This is a genomic window from Gramella sp. Hel_I_59 (assembly GCF_006714895.1).
Lineage (GTDB): Bacteria > Bacteroidota > Bacteroidia > Flavobacteriales > Flavobacteriaceae > Christiangramia.
Genome location: NZ_VFME01000001.1, coordinates 2,334,213 through 2,351,037, shown reverse-complemented (window position 1 = coordinate 2,351,037; position 16,825 = coordinate 2,334,213). Strand labels below are relative to the sequence as shown.

The following is a 16,825-nucleotide window of genomic DNA, read 5'->3' as shown; positions in this document are numbered from 1 at the left end:
ATTACAGATCCAATAGCCGTAAGAGTCCTCCATTCTTCATACGGGCAGCAAGAACCATTTGGAATACCAGGTCTTATTATGGACCCGTTAAAGGAGTTAGTTAATGCGCCCTTCAAATAATAATTTTTTAAAAATATGAAAAATTACCAAGAAGTAATCGGAATTGATGTTTCAAAAAACAAGTTAGATGCCTATGCTTACAATCGTAGTTCCCATCGGGAGTTCAGTAATGATGTGAAGGGTTATAAAGCCTTGTTGCAATGGGCTAACGGTAAGGAACAAAAAGTGTTTTTCTGTTTTGAGAATACCGGTCATTATTCCTTGAAGTTAGCGTTGTATTTATCTTCAAAGAAGCAGGTATATGTACAGGAAAATCCTGTAGTAATCAAACGTTCTTCCGGAGTGATCAGAGAGAAGAATGACGTGGTAGATGCCATGATGATCGCCAGGTATGGCTGGCTTCACCGTGAGGAACTTTCACCGAGTGAGCTGAAAGATAATGAACTATTAGAAGTAGGCAGGTTGCTGGCTTTGCGTGATCAGCTGGTTCGTAGTCGTACGGGATTGAAGAATACCCTTTCAGAGCTGAAAAAGTTGCTCAGCAGCAGTTCTACAGATACCTGTTGTAAAACGCTTGTAAGCTCTATTACTCACCTGACTTCTCAAATAAATAAAATAGAGAAGCAACTAAAATCACTGATAAAGACTTCTGAGGCATTATCGCAAAATTATAAGTTGATCAGTTCTTTAAAAGGTGTTGGTTTAGTTGTAGGCGCCCAGTTGCTTTATCACACCAATAATTTTGAACGCTTTAATAGCTGGCGCCAATTCTCCAGTTATTGTGGGACGGCTCCCTTTGGTCATAGTTCGGGAAGCAGTATTCACAAAAAGCGAAAATGCCACCCGATGGGAGATCGGCAAATGAAGAGCCTGCTTAGCATGGCGGCCTGTACAGCCATTCAATATGACAGTGAATTACGGCAATATTATAAGAAAAAGCGGGAGGAAGGTAAGTTAAAGATGATTGCGCTAAACAATGTCCGCAATAAACTGTTATCCAGAGTGTTTGCAGTGGTGAAGAGAGGAACGCCTTATGTGGAATTACAAAGATTTGCAGCCTGAAAAAATTAGCACAAAAGGCTTGGATTTAACCTTGGAATACGGTTATCGCCAGTTGGCGGAGTAAGGGACTCGGATTTGTCGGCTTAGTTTGTTTTTGTTGGTCAAGTTAATTATTTTCTTTCTAACGGTGCCGCTTATTGGCGATTAACCGTTGTTGTTGCCAGTTTCATATAGTATAATTATGATTTTAACTAATCACTAAAGCTTAATTATCTAAGAACTTTGTTTTATTTAAGGCTTATATTTTTTAATTTAACAGCCTATATTCTTCTATTATTACATGAAAGCCATCTAATTACCTAAGTAAATGTCTTATGAAACTTATTAGATCCGTATTAATTATATTTTGCTTATTTCTAAGTGTGTCTTTTTATGGACAAATAAATGATTCTACGCAAAACGTCAAGGCTTTAAACTCTCATTTTTATACTTCTAGCCAATCTTTGATAGATCAACCTTATGTTCTTAAAAATTTGAACATAAATTTAGAAGGACAAGATCTCGTACTATATAATTCAACAACTAATTTATACGATGTTTATTTGGACGTTGATAATACTTATAGTTACAGCGGTTCAACGAGTATGTTCAGATCTAAGTCTAATTTTTTTACTACTGCGTTTTTAGGGAATAATTCAGGAATGGAGAATAATATTCTTTTACCTCGTACCTCAGTATTATTAGGAGAAAACGTTAATTACCCAGTTCGTGATTCATTTAATCCTCATGGAGCCTCTAACTTCAAGGAAGCTATTTTGGGTGGAGTTTTAGGCTTAATATTTAATTAATTGTAACCTTGAAGATTTCTATTTTTCTTTAGTTTTAATTTCCAGATTCAATTATAAAATTTGCTACAACGGTCTCGGTTATCGCCAGTTGGCGGAGTAAGGGACGTGGATTTGTCGGCTTAGAATTTGTTCGTTGGTCAAGATAATTATTTTCCTTCTAACGGTCCCGCTTATTGGCGATTAACCGTTGTTGCAAACAGTTTTAGATATCAATCATTAATAATAAATATATTCCCAATTTTGATCATTTCCAGTTCTCTTTATTGGAAAATTTAAAATGTTGTATTCATAGCTTAAATTTATTTGGTTAATTATTTCGGTACTTTCTCCATTAATCTTTTCTATAGAAATAGGATTATTTACAAAACCTGTGAAATCATCTATCAAAACGATGTTAGGTTCAAAGTTTAAGAATGGACTTTTCTGATGATCGTATGAGTAATTGGTAATGATATTAGATTGCAAATTTTCTCTAGAAATAATTCTTCCTTCTGAATCATATTCAATTTTTTCTAATGGTGATAATTCAGTTTGGTTGAAACCTTTATAATTTATTGTTTCAAGTAGATTTTCATTGTAATTATATTGGTATATTTCATCAACTTCACCACTGGATAAATAATCTTGTCTTTCTATTATCTGATTGTTTTCGTATACATAAACTTCTTTACTTCCAGTTGGATTTCCATTTTCGTCAAAGTATTCAGCACTTTTTATTTTACCATTTTCGTAATAGAATTTTTTAGTGAAATCATTTTGAGTACCCTCTAATTCTATGTAATCAACACTGTTTTCATTGTTATAATAAAAATTGTAAAATGCAGAACTACCCAGATTAATTGATTTTAAGTATACTTTTTCTTCTTGGTTCCTTTCTTCTTTTATTTCATTATCAGATTCTGAGCACGAAAGGATTAAAAATGTGAATAGAAGTAATAAAAGAGAATTGTTTTTTGACATGAATTTTGGTTTAAAATTGTTTGCAACGGTTACGGTTATCGCAAGTTGCGGGAGTAGGGACGCGGACTTGTCGGATTAACTATTTTCATTCCTGGTTTCTAAAATTATACTTTTTCGATTAATCCCGTTATTTGCGATGAACCGATGTTGTGAGCTGTTTGTTACACTAATATTTATGCATATCAATTTCATCGAAATCTTGTATTTCAGACAACTTTATCAAGTTTTCAATTTTAATTTTCTCCCAAGTTTCTTTAAAAACTTCCTCTTTATCTTGGGAATTCATATTTTCATTTTCTAAAACTTGTTTTTTCTTTGTTAGAAAATTAATACTTGTTTTGTAATTCACAATCGGTCCACGATTTTCACTTGATTCATATCCAATCAATTTAAAGTCTGATTCATCGTATCTAAAAATATACTCCCAATTTCCATATCGGCCATGTCCGTAATGAATTTTTAAAATGTTGTTATGAAGATCAATTGAAAGTTCTGGAGGATAATAAACGCCGCCATCTTCATTTTCAGAGGAGAAGCAATCTAAATTCTTTAAAATTGATTCATAACCATTTTCAGTGCCTAATAGCACAATTATTCCTCTTCTATTACGGTCAACTACATCTCCAAATCTATTTTCAATTATATTTTCCTCTTTTGAATTCTTTATAATTAAAATACAATCCTCTAATCCATCTTCATTAACATCTGCACTATACTCTTCAAACAATACATATCCGTTTGGAATAAATCCAGTTGTAGATTCGGTCTGAGCATTTCCAAGACTGTTATTGAAAAGTAAAGTTAGTAAAATTAAAAAATTGATATTTTGTTTCATTTTTGTTATTCTCATTTTTACAAATTGCTCACAACGGTTTCGGTTATCGCCAGTTGGCGGAGTAAGGGACGCGGATTTGTCGGCTTAGAATTGGTTTGTTGGACAATGTAAATAATTTCTCTATAACGCTACCGCTTATTGGCGATTAACCGTTGTTACCTGCCGTTATTGCTATTAATCAGTTGTTCTAAGTTGAAAATTGATTAATTGAACTTATTAATAGTATCTCTCAACATTTGTTGTATCTATCATATATCCGCCTAATTCTTTATAGCTTTTAAGAAAATTCTTAAAATATTTTTTTACAGCAGGACTAGCATTTTTATGAATATGATCTAAAATTATTTCTTCTGATTTACCGTCTTTTTCTATGTATATATAGTAATCAACATCGGCCCACGATTGAACTAAGTCTTCTTGAGTTAAATCTCCATCCAATAGTTCGGAAGGCACTTTCAATAAATCAGAGCTATTGTTGAAATTTTCCAGATCTAATTCTTCATTGAATGTTGTACTTGACCATTCTCCATATTCGTCTAATTCACTATCCGCATCTTTCAATAACACTTTTTTATTGATCATGTATAAATCCCTGCAGTCTCCTGCGCACATTCCATATATTCCTCCAAATATTACTTTGTCTACTTGTTGAGTTTCTGGTTCTGTGTTGTCGTCATTTTTAGAACAAGATAAAATGGATATTACTGAAAGGAGAGAAAATAGATACTTTTTCATTGTAGTTGTTTCTTTATAGATACTCAATTTTAAAAATGGTTGCGTATCTCGATGCAATAATTGCAGGTAACGGTCTCGGTTATCGCCAGTTGGCGGAGTAGGGGACGCGGATTTGTCGGCTTAGCATTGTTTTGTTGGTCAAGTTAATTATATTCTTATAATGCTGCCGCTTATTGGCGATCAACCGATGTTAGGTGTAGTTTTTTATTCTCGAATCCTTCTTTTTAAATCCATACTACCGTGTAATATTCTTGTGATTTCGATCTCATCTTTAGAAATTTCGCGATAAAATATAATATGTTTCTTTACTCTTAATCCGAGTAATCCAGAAGTAATTCCTTCATAGTTTTTCCCTAGGAATGGCTTTTCAGTTATTTCCTCAAAACTTTCAATCAGATTTTGGTAGTAATAGTCAGCTTGTTGTTCTGACCATTTTTCTAGTGTATATTCCCAAATATTAGTCAAATCAGCGACGGCCTTTTTGGTTAAATAGTACTTAGCCATTCAGACGTTTATTTGATTTTAAAGATTCAAGATGTGTTTTTGGATCAAAATTGTAATCAATTCCACTATCAATTCCTTCTTGAATTGCGTTTTTCAAAGCAGCAACTTTACTTTCTTCCTCTTCTAATAATCTCAATCCAGCACGAATTACTTCGCTAACATTTTTGTATCTGCCTTCATTTATTCTACCTCTCACGAATTGATCAAAGTAATCACCTAATGATATGGATGTATTTTTATTCATTTTCCTCTTTTTTCAAATATACCCAAAATTGGTAACTTTTACAAATTGAAAAATTACACCTAACGGTTACGGTTATCGCAAGTTGCGGGAGTAGGTACGCGGACTTGTCGGCTTAACCATTTTCTTTCCTGGTTTCTAAAATTACACTTTTCCTGCAATACCCGTTATTTGCGATGAACCGATGTTATGCTGCGTTTTTTACAAATCTTTTTTTAACTTTTTTGGATCCTGTCTTGTATCAAAAAAGGTAAGAATATGAATTTCTGTATCATCAAATTTGTAAAACAAAGTTGTTTGTTTTGTTATTACACATTTCCTTAAACCATCTTGTTTATCAGATTCTGGAAAACTTTCTGGCTGATTTCTGATGATTTGAATATTCTTGTCTAGTTTTTTTACGAAGTCAGATTTCACTTTGTAAGACCATTCTTCTAATAAATATTCAAAAAGTAATACTAGCTTTTTCTCAGCTATTTGAGAAATTTTAATTTTTCTACTCATTATCTATGTTTGGCCATAAATGATTCGTAGTCGGAAGATTTACCTTCTTTAATCTGCTTTTTAGCAGTTTTAATTTCCTTCTTTTGTTCTGAAGTTAGTTCGTCCCAAAAATCAGCAGTTTTTTCTTTCTTAAAAATTTGTTTTATAGATTGAATAATCTTTGGATTGTCAGTGTTTAATAACAATTTTGCCAATTCTATTTTTTCAGCTTGAATATTCATCTTATAATGATTTAAAACAAAAATAAGAATTCTAGCTTTATTTAAGTTCTTATTCGCCTGTTTTTAAATGCAGCATAACGGTCCCGGTTATCGCCAGTTGGCGGAGTAAGGGACGCGGATTTGTCGGCTTAGTATTGGTTCGTTGGTCAAGTTAATTATTTTCTTACTAACGCTGCCGCTTATTGGCGATGAACCGTTGTTGTGCACAGTTTAAATAATTGTTCATCTACTTCTTCAAGGTAAGCGGCATAATCTCCTAATTCGTTGTTATGACGTAGATATTCTATAGCTTTTCTATCTGCGAATATTTCATCACAATCTTCTAATTCAATATTCACCATTATTCTATTTAGTCTTACAGTAAGTTTTTCTACATTATCGCCATTCTGCTTTGAAAGGCTAAAATTCATTATTTCCAATGCTCTTGCATAATCCATTTGATCATAGTAAGTTAAACCTAGATTTGTTGCGGCCATTATGCTTGTAGAGTCAGAAAACATTAAAGATTGATTAAAATATTTTATTGCAGTATTATATATACCTCGATTATAATATGTTAATCCAATGTTGTTTAGAATTATTGGATTTTTCGGTTCTTCAAGAAGAGCTTTCTTCAGAACTTTTTCTGCTTCTTGGTATTTTTTCTTTATACCTAAATCAACTCCTTTACTATTTAATTTTTGGACTTTACTGCCTTCCTTAAAACCAAACTCATTATCTTTTTTGAAAGAAATAATATCATTTCCTGATTTTTGATAATTTTCTCCGGAAAAACTATTTTTATTATTTGAAAATTCACAACCTAAAAAGAGTGGAAATATAATTATTAGCAGCTTGTATTTCATCAAAAATCTTGCTTTTTAAATTGTGCACAACGGTCTCCTTTACTTCGCTTATTAATAAATATACCTTTGAGATGAAGAAGGAGGAGAACTAAAACGGTCTCGAGATTACAGATCCAATAGCCGTAAGAGTCCTCCATTCTTCATACGGGCAGCAAGAACCATTTGGAATACCAGGTCTTATTATGGACCCGTTAAAGGAGTTAGTTAATGCGCCCTTCAAATAATAATTTTTTAAAAATATGAAAAATTACCAAGAAGTAATCGGAATTGATGTTTCAAAAAACAAGTTAGATGCCTATGCTTACAATCGTAGTTCCCATCGGGAGTTCAGTAATGATGTGAAGGGTTATAAAGCCTTGTTGCAATGGGCTAACGGTAAGGAACAAAAAGTGTTTTTCTGTTTTGAGAATACCGGTCATTATTCCTTGAAGTTAGCGTTGTATTTATCTTCAAAGAAGCAGGTATATGTACAGGAAAATCCTGTAGTAATCAAACGTTCTTCCGGAGTGATCAGAGAGAAGAATGACGTGGTAGATGCCATGATGATCGCCAGGTATGGCTGGCTTCACCGTGAGGAACTTTCACCGAGTGAGCTGAAAGATAATGAACTATTAGAAGTAGGCAGGTTGCTGGCTTTGCGTGATCAGCTGGTTCGTAGTCGTACGGGATTGAAGAATACCCTTTCAGAGCTGAAAAAGTTGCTCAGCAGCAGTTCTACAGATACCTGTTGTAAAACGCTTGTAAGCTCTATTACTCACCTGACTTCTCAAATAAATAAAATAGAGAAGCAACTAAAATCACTGATAAAGACTTCTGAGGCATTATCGCAAAATTATAAGTTGATCACTTCTTTAAAAGGTGTTGGTTTAGTTGTAGGCGCCCAGTTGCTTTATCACACCAATAATTTTGAACGCTTTAATAGCTGGCGCCAATTCTCCAGTTATTGTGGGACGGCTCCCTTTGGTCATAGTTCGGGAAGCAGTATTCACAAAAAGCGAAAATGCCACCCGATGGGAGATCGGCAAATGAAGAGCCTGCTTAGCATGGCGGCCTGTACAGCCATTCAATATGACAGTGAATTACGGCAATATTATAAGAAAAAGCGGGAGGAAGGTAAGTTAAAGATGATTGCGCTAAACAATGTCCGCAATAAACTGTTATCCAGAGTGTTTGCAGTGGTGAAGAGAGGAACGCCTTATGTGGAATTACAAAGATTTGCAGCCTGAAAAAATTAGCACAAAAGGCTTGGATTTAACCTTGGAATACGGTTATCGCCAGTTGGCGGAGTAGGTGACGCGGCTTTGTCGGCTTAGTATTGGTTTGTTGGTCAAGTTAATTATTTTCTTACTAACGCTGCCGCTTATTGGCGATTAACCGTTGTTAGCCACAGTTTTTTACTCTTCATTTAGTTCAAGAATTTCACTAATCAAATCGTGATTACTAAATTTAGTCATCGCTTGATTAATAGAATAAGAGAGAGCTGTTTTAGTCTCAGGACAATATCCGACATACGTGCCGTAAAATCCATAATGTCCAAAATAGATATTCCCATTGTAATTTGTTTCATAGATTCCTAAACCATATCGATCCTCATTGCTTTTACTAAATTTTACGTCTATCATTTTTTCTAAAGACTGTCGATTTACTAGTTTCGAATTAAAGAGTGATTTTATGAATATTATCATATCATTATTGGTGGAAACTAAACCTCCACCTGACCAATCGAAAGAAGTATTCATTTTTGAAAAGTTCAAATTTCCTACATACTGATCAATTAAATTAGGATTCTGTAAAGGTTCCTCATAGAACTCGAAGTACGTTTCTCTCATTTGGAGAGGTTCTAATATTCTATTGCGTACAATCTGCGCTAGCGATTTTTTTTCAATTTGCTCAATTATTAAACCCAATAGGACATAATTCATATCTGAATAATACCACCCTTTATTGGGTTCGTTATGAGACATCTTATTTAAGTCCAAATTATAGTACAAATCAATGATTAATTCTGAAGAGTATCTTTTGTCTGGATTCTTAAGAAAATTATCGAAAAACTCTTCTTCTTTATCAGTATAGATATCTGCTAGGCCTGTTCGGTGAGAAAGTAAATTTTTTATGGTTATTTCATCTGCAAATTTTCTATCATTTATCGTATGCAAGTTTTCAAAATCAAGAAATGAAATACTTTTCAGATATTTTGATGCTTTTTCGTCTAACTCCAATTTTCCCTCCTCCATAAGTTGGAGAACTATTGTCGATACAAAAAGTTTTGTACTACTTGCAATTCTAAATTGCTCATTACCTGTAACTGGAATTAATTCTTCTTCTTTTATTCTTACTCCTGCGCTAAAACTTCTTCTTTGGTTCAAATGATCTAGTTGTATTAAGATGTTTTGGACTGGGTGTTCAAATGCTAAGTCAATTTTTGAATCAATTAATGCATTAGTTTGATCAACTTGACAAAATGTAAATAGCGGTAAAAGGGAGATTATAATTACTAGGGCTTTCATTATTAAAATTGTGGCTAACGATTTCGAATAATCGTCAGTTGTGGTTGTACGTATTCGGATTTGTCGGCTTAGGTTTTTGTTAGTTGGATTCTAAAAATACTATTTTATTTCAAATGGCCACAATTGCGAATATTCGTTGTTATACACTGGTGCGACAGAGCCGAGTGAGAACTTCAGATATGCCACTGTCAGGAATACTCTGACTTTTATGAAAAATCTTGCTCGTTTTGTAATAATTATTGCGACCGAGTAAGCGTCCGTTTCTTGGTACTAAGCTTCTTTTTGATGAAGTTCTTAGTAGCTAATTTGTTTTTGAGCAGCTACCAAAAGCTTCTTTACTTATTAAATTTTTCCTGAACGATCTTTTAGAATTTTCGATAGAACCAGGATTTTCTAAGTTTACAATTTACAAAAGATTCTTAGTTGAGAATTATCAATTGAAGCTTTCAAAAACCGAATTTTTCAGATTGGATTCTTATTGTTTTTAGTAGCTAAAATCGTTGCGGAGCACTTGTGTATAACGGTTACGGTTATCGCAAGTTGCGGGAGTAGTGACGCGGATTTGTCGGATTAACCACTTTCTTTCTTGGTCTCCAAAATTTCACTTTTTCGATTAAACCCGTTATTTGCGATGAACCGATGTTGCCCACAGTTTATTTAAAATTTACTATCTATTTCGAAATCCCTAATTAAGCCATCTAATAAATCTTCAAATGTTTCATTTGATGATCGCCCACCAGTAATGTTATAAATTAAACTCTTAATATTGAATTTGCAATAAGTACCTTTTCTAGGATTATATAAGCCTGCATACTTCCAATTTTGGGAATCACTTACTTGTTTTAAAGCCAAGTAAATGAAAAGTTGTTTTATATCACTAGATTGAAAATTTCGATTTACAGTTTTAATCTCGTAAAGTGTATCATCTATAGATAAATCAGCGGTTAAGTCAGGTATAAAACTATAACCAGTTAGTTTTGGCTGGAAAAGGACGTCAGATTTCTTAACTATGCTTATAAACTCTAACGTATTGTTTGAGATTTTTTCAATCTCATTCATCTCTGCTTCATTTAGCTTGAGATCTTTATCAGTATAATTCCCTGATGACCATATCGTAAGAGCTGTTTCTCTAACTATTTCATCTAGTTGTTCCTGGTCGGCAATTATTGTATCTATTTTTTTGTTTTTTTGATATACAATTTGAGTCAAATTAAATGATGTTTCGGCAACAATATCATATCTGACATTTGCTTTTACAGGAATTGACTCTGAATTTATCTTCTTTACTTGAGCTTCGTTAAAAACTCTCATAAAACTAGGAGTCATTAAAGGAAAATTTTGTTTCCAAATTGCACTAAATTTCTCAGATATATCTCTTTCACTTATCATACTAAAATAGGTCTTTTAGAATTTTTTCTATCTGAACACCAATCCCTAATCAACAATTCTTCTTTGCTGAATAAACCTCTATTATTTTTTCTCCAATGGGATCCTTCATCTCCTAAACAATAGGAACCATAAATAAATGCTCTACGCTCCCAAATTGTCAAAGTCGTAAATTGGTTTTTGATATCTACTAACCAATAGTGATTTTCCCAATTAGTCATAGCAATAATAATCTGTCTTTTTAAGAAATGATTTGTTTCCGACTCGTAAAGTTTCACGAATAATTCTTCTTTTTGATGGGAATGGCGAATAGAAAGTATTTGGACTATATAATTAATATTTAGTTCAATTTTAGTCAAATAATTCTCTGTGGCAAATAGTTCTATTAAAGAATTATCTACAATATCTTTACCTTCCTCTGAAAGCTCATCATAAATACTTCTTACAGATCTCATTATTGTTGTAAATACTGGGGAAAGCGTTGTGAGGTTATCTTTATCTAATAAAATTTTAACCGCTTGAACTTGATTTTCAGATGTTAGAGCTTTTACTGAATTGATTGCTTGTTTGGTAACTGTTTGGTCAATTTTAGTTTTATTAACTTCTCGTGATAAGATTCCAATAATATCGATTTGTCTGACAGCAACTTTTAGTGATTCATAATCTTCAACTGCTGTTGCAGAGTAAGGATCAAAACGAATAGAAATACTCAATAATTTTTGTTCTTCTTCTGAAATTTCGTCATCAGCAGGTTTTGGATCAAGAAATTGATGAATTTCTTGATATTCTGAGCTTGACATTATTTTTGTTTTTCCCTTTTGCAGGCTCAACTGATCATTGGATAATTTCTCCGAAAGTAAAACAAGAATTTTATATGCTTCTGATTCAGAATTACAAAAAATTGTATAATCATCTGCATAACGACAAAAATTAATACCTCTAGATTTTAAATGAAAATCAGTATGGTTAAGAGCAAGCTCAGCCAAAATTCTAGATGCTGGACCGCCAACAGGTAGTCCGTATGAAATAGTCCCAGTGAATATGCTCAAAAGCTTTATAATTCTTTTTGGAATATCTGTATCTGGATCAACTCGCTTTAATTCATTTTCAAGCTTATGATGGTTTATCCGTGGATAAAAATTTGATATATCAGTTTGTAATACATAATTATAGGATTTTGAGTATTCGATACATTGCATTTTATAACTTATCCAGGTGGTGTCTTTAAATAAGGAAGCTTTGTCATCATCCCAATCATAGCGGTAAGAAAAAATTTTATTTTCATTTTCATTTATTCTAGTTTTTTCAATTTTCTGGGCTAAGGAAATTACAAGGCCTAGAAAGTAAGCATTCCAGAATGGTTCAATCATCGTGGCCTGTCTAAATCCATAATATCCAACTGGGCTTAATTTTACTAAAGTTAATGGTGGATTTTCACTTATAGACTTTTCTAAATCTTTATGGATACTTTCTAATATGTCTAATGATTCCTTTTTTTTGTCTTCAAATAAATATCTTTCAAATGGAAAAGGAAAAATATCAGTATCTCCATGTTTTATAATATTTGATAAAGCTTTTTTAAAATGTTTCCTCATTATAAATATTTAGTAGTTAATCAGCTCGTTATAAATTGTGGGCAACGGTTTGCGGTTATCGCAAGTTGCGGGAGTAGGGACGCGGACTTGTCGGCTTAAACATTTTCTTTCTTGATCATTAAAATTACACTTTTTCGGCAATACCCGTTATTTGCGATGAACCGCTGTTAGGCTGCGTTATTTTCTAACGGCTTTATGTTATTAAACTCTTTCTCTTTTAAAAATCTTTCCTCTTCCAAATCATAATCATCTTGCAATCCCAACCAAAATTTTGCAGTAGTTCCAAAATATTTTGAAAGACGAAGAGCTGTATCAGCAGTTATTCTTCTTTTCTTTTTAATGATTTCACTTATTCTTGTCTGCGGGATAAATGTTTCTTTGGAAAGTCGGTATGCTGTAATTTCCATCGGATCTAAAAACTCTTCTTTTAAGATTTCTCCAGGATGTATGTTTTCAAGTTTTTTCATTTTTCTATTTTTTTAAGTTTAATGGTAGTCAACAATTTGCACCTCAAAAGCATTGTCATTTTTCCATTTGAACATTATTCTCCATTGTTTATTAATTCTAATGCTATGAAAACCTTCTAAATTTCCACTCAGCTTTTCCAAATGATTAGCTGGAGGAATTCTTAAGTCATTTATATTTTGAGCATTATTTACCATTCTTAGTTTTCTTCTAGCTACGTTTTGAATATTAGCAGGAAGCTTTCTTGATTGGGTTCCATTCCAAATTTTGTCAGCTTCTTTGTCTGCAAAAGATTTAATCACAAATAATTTTGTTTTACGTTACTAACGTCAAAGATAAGTAAAAAATTAGAAGTTTCAAGCACGATAAAAATTATGCTGCCTAACGGTTACGGTTATCGCCAGTTGGCGGAGTAAGGGACGCGGATTTGTCGGCTTAGTCTTAGTTTGTTGATCAAGATGATTATTTTCTTACTAACGCTGCCGCTTATTGGCGATTAACCGATGTTGGCTAGCGTCTTAATTGTACACAATTTCTGTTATAAATATTCGCTTAATTATTTGTTGATTGAAGCTCACATTTGCTTTTATCATATTCTCCGCTATAATGTAAAAGGCTATATCGCCAGCAGCTTCTTTCAGATAAATATAATCGTTTAAAAAATCACTTTTCGGATCATGAGATTTTAATTCATTAATGTAATTACTATAATAATTGAAAGAAATTTTATTTTTAAATGATTTTACAATTGAGTCTTTATCCATTCCAGGTTTAAAATACCCGAAATCACTATTTTTGTATTTGTAATTCTGCGTTGAGTAATCCCAACATTTTTCTTTCAAGTGTACAATGGAAAGATTTTCATCGATCCAAACAGAATCTGTTGAGCATTGCAATTCTTTTTTCAAAGTATTCTGAAATAGAGTCTTTCCCATTTTTGTTTTCAAATCTGATATCTCAATCTTTCTATCTAGAATATCTTTAAGAAGACGATGATAAGCCTTACTCGTTTCTAAATTTGGATAAATTTTATGAAGCTTATTTTTCTCAAAATCATTAATGAGGACTTTATACGGATGTACCTCTTTTCTATTAGTATTTTCATTAGTCTTACTTTTCTTTTCTAGAGATGAACAGCTCATATATAGGAAAGACAGAAGAAAAATTATAATTCGACTCATAGTATTAATATGCTAGCCAACGGTCTCCTTTACTTCGCTTATTAATAAATATACCTTTGAGATGAAGAAGGAGGAGAACTAAAACGGTCTCGAGATTACAGATCCAATAGCCGTAAGAGTCCTCCATTCTTCATACGGGCAGCAAGAACCATTTGGAATACCAGGTCTTATTATGGACCCGTTAAAGGAGTTAGTTAATGCGCCCTTCAAATAATAATTTTTTAAAAATATGAAAAATTACCAAGAAGTAATCGGAATTGATGTTTCAAAAAACAAGTTAGATGCCTATGCTTACAATCGTAGTTCCCATCGGGAGTTCAGTAATGATGTGAAGGGTTATAAAGCCTTGTTGCAATGGGCTAACGGTAAGGAACAAAAAGTGTTTTTCTGTTTTGAGAATACCGGTCATTATTCCTTGAAGTTAGCGTTGTATTTATCTTCAAAGAAGCAGGTATATGTACAGGAAAATCCTGTAGTAATCAAACGTTCTTCCGGAGTGATCAGAGAGAAGAATGACGTGGTAGATGCCATGATGATCGCCAGGTATGGCTGGCTTCACCGTGAGGAACTTTCACCGAGTGAGCTGAAAGATAATGAACTATTAGAAGTAGGCAGGTTGCTGGCTTTGCGTGATCAGCTGGTTCGTAGTCGTACGGGATTGAAGAATACCCTTTCAGAGCTGAAAAAGTTGCTCAGCAGCAGTTCTACAGATACCTGTTGTAAAACGCTTGTAAGCTCTATTACTCACCTGACTTCTCAAATAAATAAAATAGAGAAGCAACTAAAATCACTGATAAAGACTTCTGAGGCATTATCGCAAAATTATAAGTTGATCACTTCTTTAAAAGGTGTTGGTTTAGTTGTAGGCGCCCAGTTGCTTTATCACACCAATAATTTTGAACGCTTTAATAGCTGGCGCCAATTCTCCAGTTATTGTGGGACGGCTCCCTTTGGTCATAGTTCGGGAAGCAGTATTCACAAAAAGCGAAAATGCCACCCGATGGGAGATCGGCAAATGAAGAGCCTGCTTAGCATGGCGGCCTGTACAGCCATTCAATATGACAGTGAATTACGGCAATATTATAAGAAAAAGCGGGAGGAAGGTAAGTTAAAGATGATTGCGCTAAACAATGTCCGCAATAAACTGTTATCCAGAGTGTTTGCAGTGGTGAAGAGAGGAACGCCTTATGTGGAATTACAAAGATTTGCAGCCTGAAAAAATTAGCACAAAAGGCTTGGATTTAACCTTGGAATACGGTTATCGCCAGTTGGCGGAGTAAGGGACGCGGATTTGTCGGCTTAGTATTGGTTCGTTGGTCAAGTTAATTATTTTCTTACTAACGGTGCCGCTTATTGGCGATGAACCGTTGTTGTGCACAGTTTAAATAATTGTTCATCTACTTCTTCAAGGTAAGCGGCATAATCTCCTAATTCGTTGTTATGACGTAGATATTCTATAGCTTTTCTATCTGCGAATATTTCATCACAATCTTCTAATTCAATATTCACCATTATTCTATTCAGTCTTACAGTAAGTTTTTCTACATTATCGCCATTCTGCTTTGAAAGGCTAAAATTCATTATTTCCAATGCTCTTGCATAATCCATTTGATCATAGTAAGTTAAACCTAGATTTGTTGCGGCCATTATGCTTGTAGAGTCAGAAAACATTAAAGATTGATTAAAATATTTTATTGCAGTATTATATATACCTCGATTATAATATGTTAATCCAATGTTGTTTAGAATTATTGGATTTTTCGGTTCTTCAAGAAGAGCTTTCTTCAGAACTTTTTCTGCTTCTTGGTATTTTTTCTTTATACCTAAATCAACTCCTTTACTATTTAATTTTTGGACTTTACTGCCTTCCTTAAAACCAAACTCATTATCTTTTTTGAAAGAAATAATATCATTTCCTGATTTTTGATAATTTTCTCCGGAAAAACTATTTGTATTATTTGAAAATTCACAACCTAAAAAGAGTGGAAATATAATTATTAGCAGCTTGTATTTAATCAAAAATCTTGCTTTTTAAATTGTGCACAACGGTCCCGGCTATCGCAAGTTGCGGGAATAAGGACGCGGATTTGTCGGATTAGTGGTTTTAATAATTGGTTTCTAAAATAACAATTTTCAGCAATCTACCCGTTATTTGCGATGAGCCGTTGTTGCCTAAAGTACGAAACATATCAACTGTAATTATCTCAATTATTTTCAAGTCAAATTAGTTACGTCAATCCAAAGTAAATACAAATTAATGCTATAGTGTCAAAAAAACCGTGTACAGCAACAACAAACCACAAATCGTATTTGCGCAGGTAGAATAACAGTGCTAAAATCGCTCCGACAATTCCTGTAACAAGTTGCCCCGTAATTCCTTGGTAACTATGCATGAAGCCAAAAAAACAGGCAAGTAGGACAATATTAAAAACAATACTCACATTGCTTTCACCAAAGAATTTCACGAATTGTCGCATAAAATAACCGCGAAAGATGATTTCTTCTCCAAATCCCGCAGTAGCCCAAACTAATAACAATGCAATTAAACAGGCTGAAAGATCTCCTTCCAATTGATCAAAACTTGAATAATCTATAGGTGCGCCTGTGAGTTTTGTAATTCCTGGAACCAATACAAGCACATAAAAAATAAAGAGTCCTAGTGAGACTAATGGAGCAAGTACTAAGATGTTCTTTAGTGTGAATTTTTTACGTTGAAATCCAAGTGCTGAAAATGGTTTTCCTTTGTATTCTATATAATTCGCTATAATGATTAATATAGCAACAACGATGTTTTCAATATAACTTAAACGTATTGGTCCAAACCATAAAAAGCAGATGATTCCAATGGTAATTAATGGAATTAATGTTTGTCTTAAGGTAATTTTGTTCATTATTTTTTGATTTTAAATTCTAGGCGAAATAATGAACAAAATCTT

20 protein-coding genes are annotated in these 16,825 nt (G+C 33.2%); 4 read left to right on the top strand and 16 right to left on the bottom strand.

Annotation, left to right across the window (positions count from 1 at the left end; translation table 11 throughout):
* The first annotated feature begins 135 nt into the window (after positions 1-135).
* Positions 136-1,122: an IS110 family transposase gene (locus JM79_RS10820; protein ID WP_141878138.1), complete on the top strand. Its 987-nt coding sequence runs from the start codon at positions 136-138 to the stop codon at positions 1,120-1,122.
* 314 nt (positions 1,123-1,436) lie between these two features.
* Entirely contained in the window at positions 1,437-1,910 is a 474-nt protein-coding gene (locus JM79_RS10815; RefSeq protein ID WP_141878156.1) for a hypothetical protein, read from the top strand.
* Between the two features lie 216 nt (positions 1,911-2,126).
* On the opposite strand, the gene JM79_RS10810 is transcribed toward JM79_RS10815, so the two are convergent.
* The 8 genes from JM79_RS10810 to JM79_RS10775 all read right to left on the bottom strand — a co-directional run bounded on the left by JM79_RS10810 (position 2,127) and on the right by JM79_RS10775 (position 6,755).
* Positions 2,127-2,870 carry a hypothetical protein gene (locus JM79_RS10810; RefSeq protein ID WP_141878155.1) on the bottom strand — a complete coding sequence of 248 codons (744 nt, stop codon included), beginning with the start codon at positions 2,868-2,870 and terminating at the stop codon, positions 2,127-2,129.
* Between the two features lie 166 nt (positions 2,871-3,036).
* The gene (locus JM79_RS10805) at positions 3,037-3,705 is read right to left on the bottom strand and encodes a hypothetical protein (RefSeq protein WP_260443421.1); all 669 of its coding nucleotides are present in this window, start codon (positions 3,703-3,705) and stop codon (positions 3,037-3,039) included.
* A 216-nt stretch (positions 3,706-3,921) separates the two neighbouring features.
* Positions 3,922-4,440 (bottom strand): hypothetical protein, encoded by a 519-nt coding sequence (locus JM79_RS10800; protein WP_141878154.1) that lies wholly within the window; start codon positions 4,438-4,440, stop codon positions 3,922-3,924.
* A 204-nt stretch (positions 4,441-4,644) separates the two neighbouring features.
* Entirely contained in the window at positions 4,645-4,944 is a 300-nt protein-coding gene (locus JM79_RS10795) for a type II toxin-antitoxin system RelE/ParE family toxin (RefSeq protein ID WP_141878153.1), read from the bottom strand.
* A complete protein-coding gene (locus tag JM79_RS10790) occupies positions 4,937-5,188 on the bottom strand; it encodes a type II toxin-antitoxin system ParD family antitoxin (RefSeq protein WP_141878152.1) in 252 nt (83 codons plus the stop codon). The genes JM79_RS10795 and JM79_RS10790 overlap by 8 nt, the downstream gene beginning before the upstream one ends.
* 198 nt (positions 5,189-5,386) lie before the next feature.
* Positions 5,387-5,689: a type II toxin-antitoxin system RelE/ParE family toxin gene (locus JM79_RS10785; RefSeq protein WP_141878151.1), complete on the bottom strand. Its 303-nt coding sequence runs from the start codon at positions 5,687-5,689 to the stop codon at positions 5,387-5,389.
* Entirely contained in the window at positions 5,689-5,910 is a 222-nt protein-coding gene (locus JM79_RS10780) for a hypothetical protein (protein ID WP_141878150.1), read from the bottom strand. Before JM79_RS10780 ends, JM79_RS10785 begins: the two co-directional genes overlap by 1 nt.
* 179 nt (positions 5,911-6,089) lie before the next feature.
* Positions 6,090-6,755 carry a tetratricopeptide repeat protein gene (locus JM79_RS10775; protein ID WP_141878149.1) on the bottom strand — a complete coding sequence of 222 codons (666 nt, stop codon included), beginning with the start codon at positions 6,753-6,755 and terminating at the stop codon, positions 6,090-6,092.
* A gap of 239 nt (positions 6,756-6,994) precedes the next feature.
* Here JM79_RS10775 and JM79_RS10770 point away from each other — a divergent pair, with 239 nt between their 5' ends.
* Positions 6,995-7,981: an IS110 family transposase gene (locus JM79_RS10770; protein ID WP_141878058.1), complete on the top strand. Its 987-nt coding sequence runs from the start codon at positions 6,995-6,997 to the stop codon at positions 7,979-7,981.
* Positions 7,982-8,149: 168 nt separating this feature from the next.
* Here the strand turns inward: JM79_RS10770 and JM79_RS10765 are convergent, their stop codons facing one another.
* From JM79_RS10765 to JM79_RS10740, 6 genes are all read right to left on the bottom strand, one after another.
* Positions 8,150-9,262 carry a serine hydrolase domain-containing protein gene (locus tag JM79_RS10765; RefSeq protein ID WP_141878148.1) on the bottom strand — a complete coding sequence of 371 codons (1,113 nt, stop codon included), beginning with the start codon at positions 9,260-9,262 and terminating at the stop codon, positions 8,150-8,152.
* Between the two features lie 657 nt (positions 9,263-9,919).
* Positions 9,920-10,651 (bottom strand): hypothetical protein, encoded by a 732-nt coding sequence (locus tag JM79_RS10760; protein ID WP_141878147.1) that lies wholly within the window; start codon positions 10,649-10,651, stop codon positions 9,920-9,922.
* Positions 10,648-12,243 (bottom strand): RNA-directed DNA polymerase, encoded by a 1,596-nt coding sequence (locus tag JM79_RS10755; RefSeq protein WP_221625450.1) that lies wholly within the window; start codon positions 12,241-12,243, stop codon positions 10,648-10,650. The genes JM79_RS10760 and JM79_RS10755 overlap by 4 nt, the downstream gene beginning before the upstream one ends.
* Before the next feature lie 167 nt (positions 12,244-12,410).
* A complete protein-coding gene (locus JM79_RS10750) occupies positions 12,411-12,710 on the bottom strand; it encodes a HigA family addiction module antitoxin (RefSeq protein WP_141878146.1) in 300 nt (99 codons plus the stop codon).
* 18 nt (positions 12,711-12,728) lie between these two features.
* The gene (locus JM79_RS10745; RefSeq protein ID WP_141878092.1) at positions 12,729-13,010 is read right to left on the bottom strand and encodes a type II toxin-antitoxin system RelE/ParE family toxin; all 282 of its coding nucleotides are present in this window, start codon (positions 13,008-13,010) and stop codon (positions 12,729-12,731) included.
* Positions 13,011-13,226: 216 nt separating this feature from the next.
* On the bottom strand, positions 13,227-13,850 hold the full coding sequence (locus tag JM79_RS10740; protein ID WP_141878090.1) for a hypothetical protein: 624 nt from the start codon (positions 13,848-13,850) through the stop codon (positions 13,227-13,229).
* Positions 13,851-14,118: 268 nt separating this feature from the next.
* Here JM79_RS10740 and JM79_RS10735 point away from each other — a divergent pair, with 268 nt between their 5' ends.
* The gene (locus JM79_RS10735; RefSeq protein WP_141878058.1) at positions 14,119-15,105 is read left to right on the top strand and encodes an IS110 family transposase; all 987 of its coding nucleotides are present in this window, start codon (positions 14,119-14,121) and stop codon (positions 15,103-15,105) included.
* Positions 15,106-15,239: 134 nt separating this feature from the next.
* Here JM79_RS10735 and JM79_RS10730 read toward each other — a convergent pair whose 3' ends face one another.
* Together JM79_RS10730 and JM79_RS10725 are read right to left on the bottom strand one after the other, a co-directional pair.
* Complete coding sequence (locus tag JM79_RS10730; RefSeq protein WP_141878091.1) at positions 15,240-15,908, bottom strand: tetratricopeptide repeat protein; 669 nt, start codon at positions 15,906-15,908, stop codon at positions 15,240-15,242.
* Between the two features lie 209 nt (positions 15,909-16,117).
* Positions 16,118-16,780, bottom strand: coding sequence for a CPBP family intramembrane glutamic endopeptidase (locus JM79_RS10725; protein ID WP_141878145.1), 663 nt, complete (start codon positions 16,778-16,780; stop codon positions 16,118-16,120).
* Positions 16,781-16,825 lie beyond the last annotated feature (45 nt).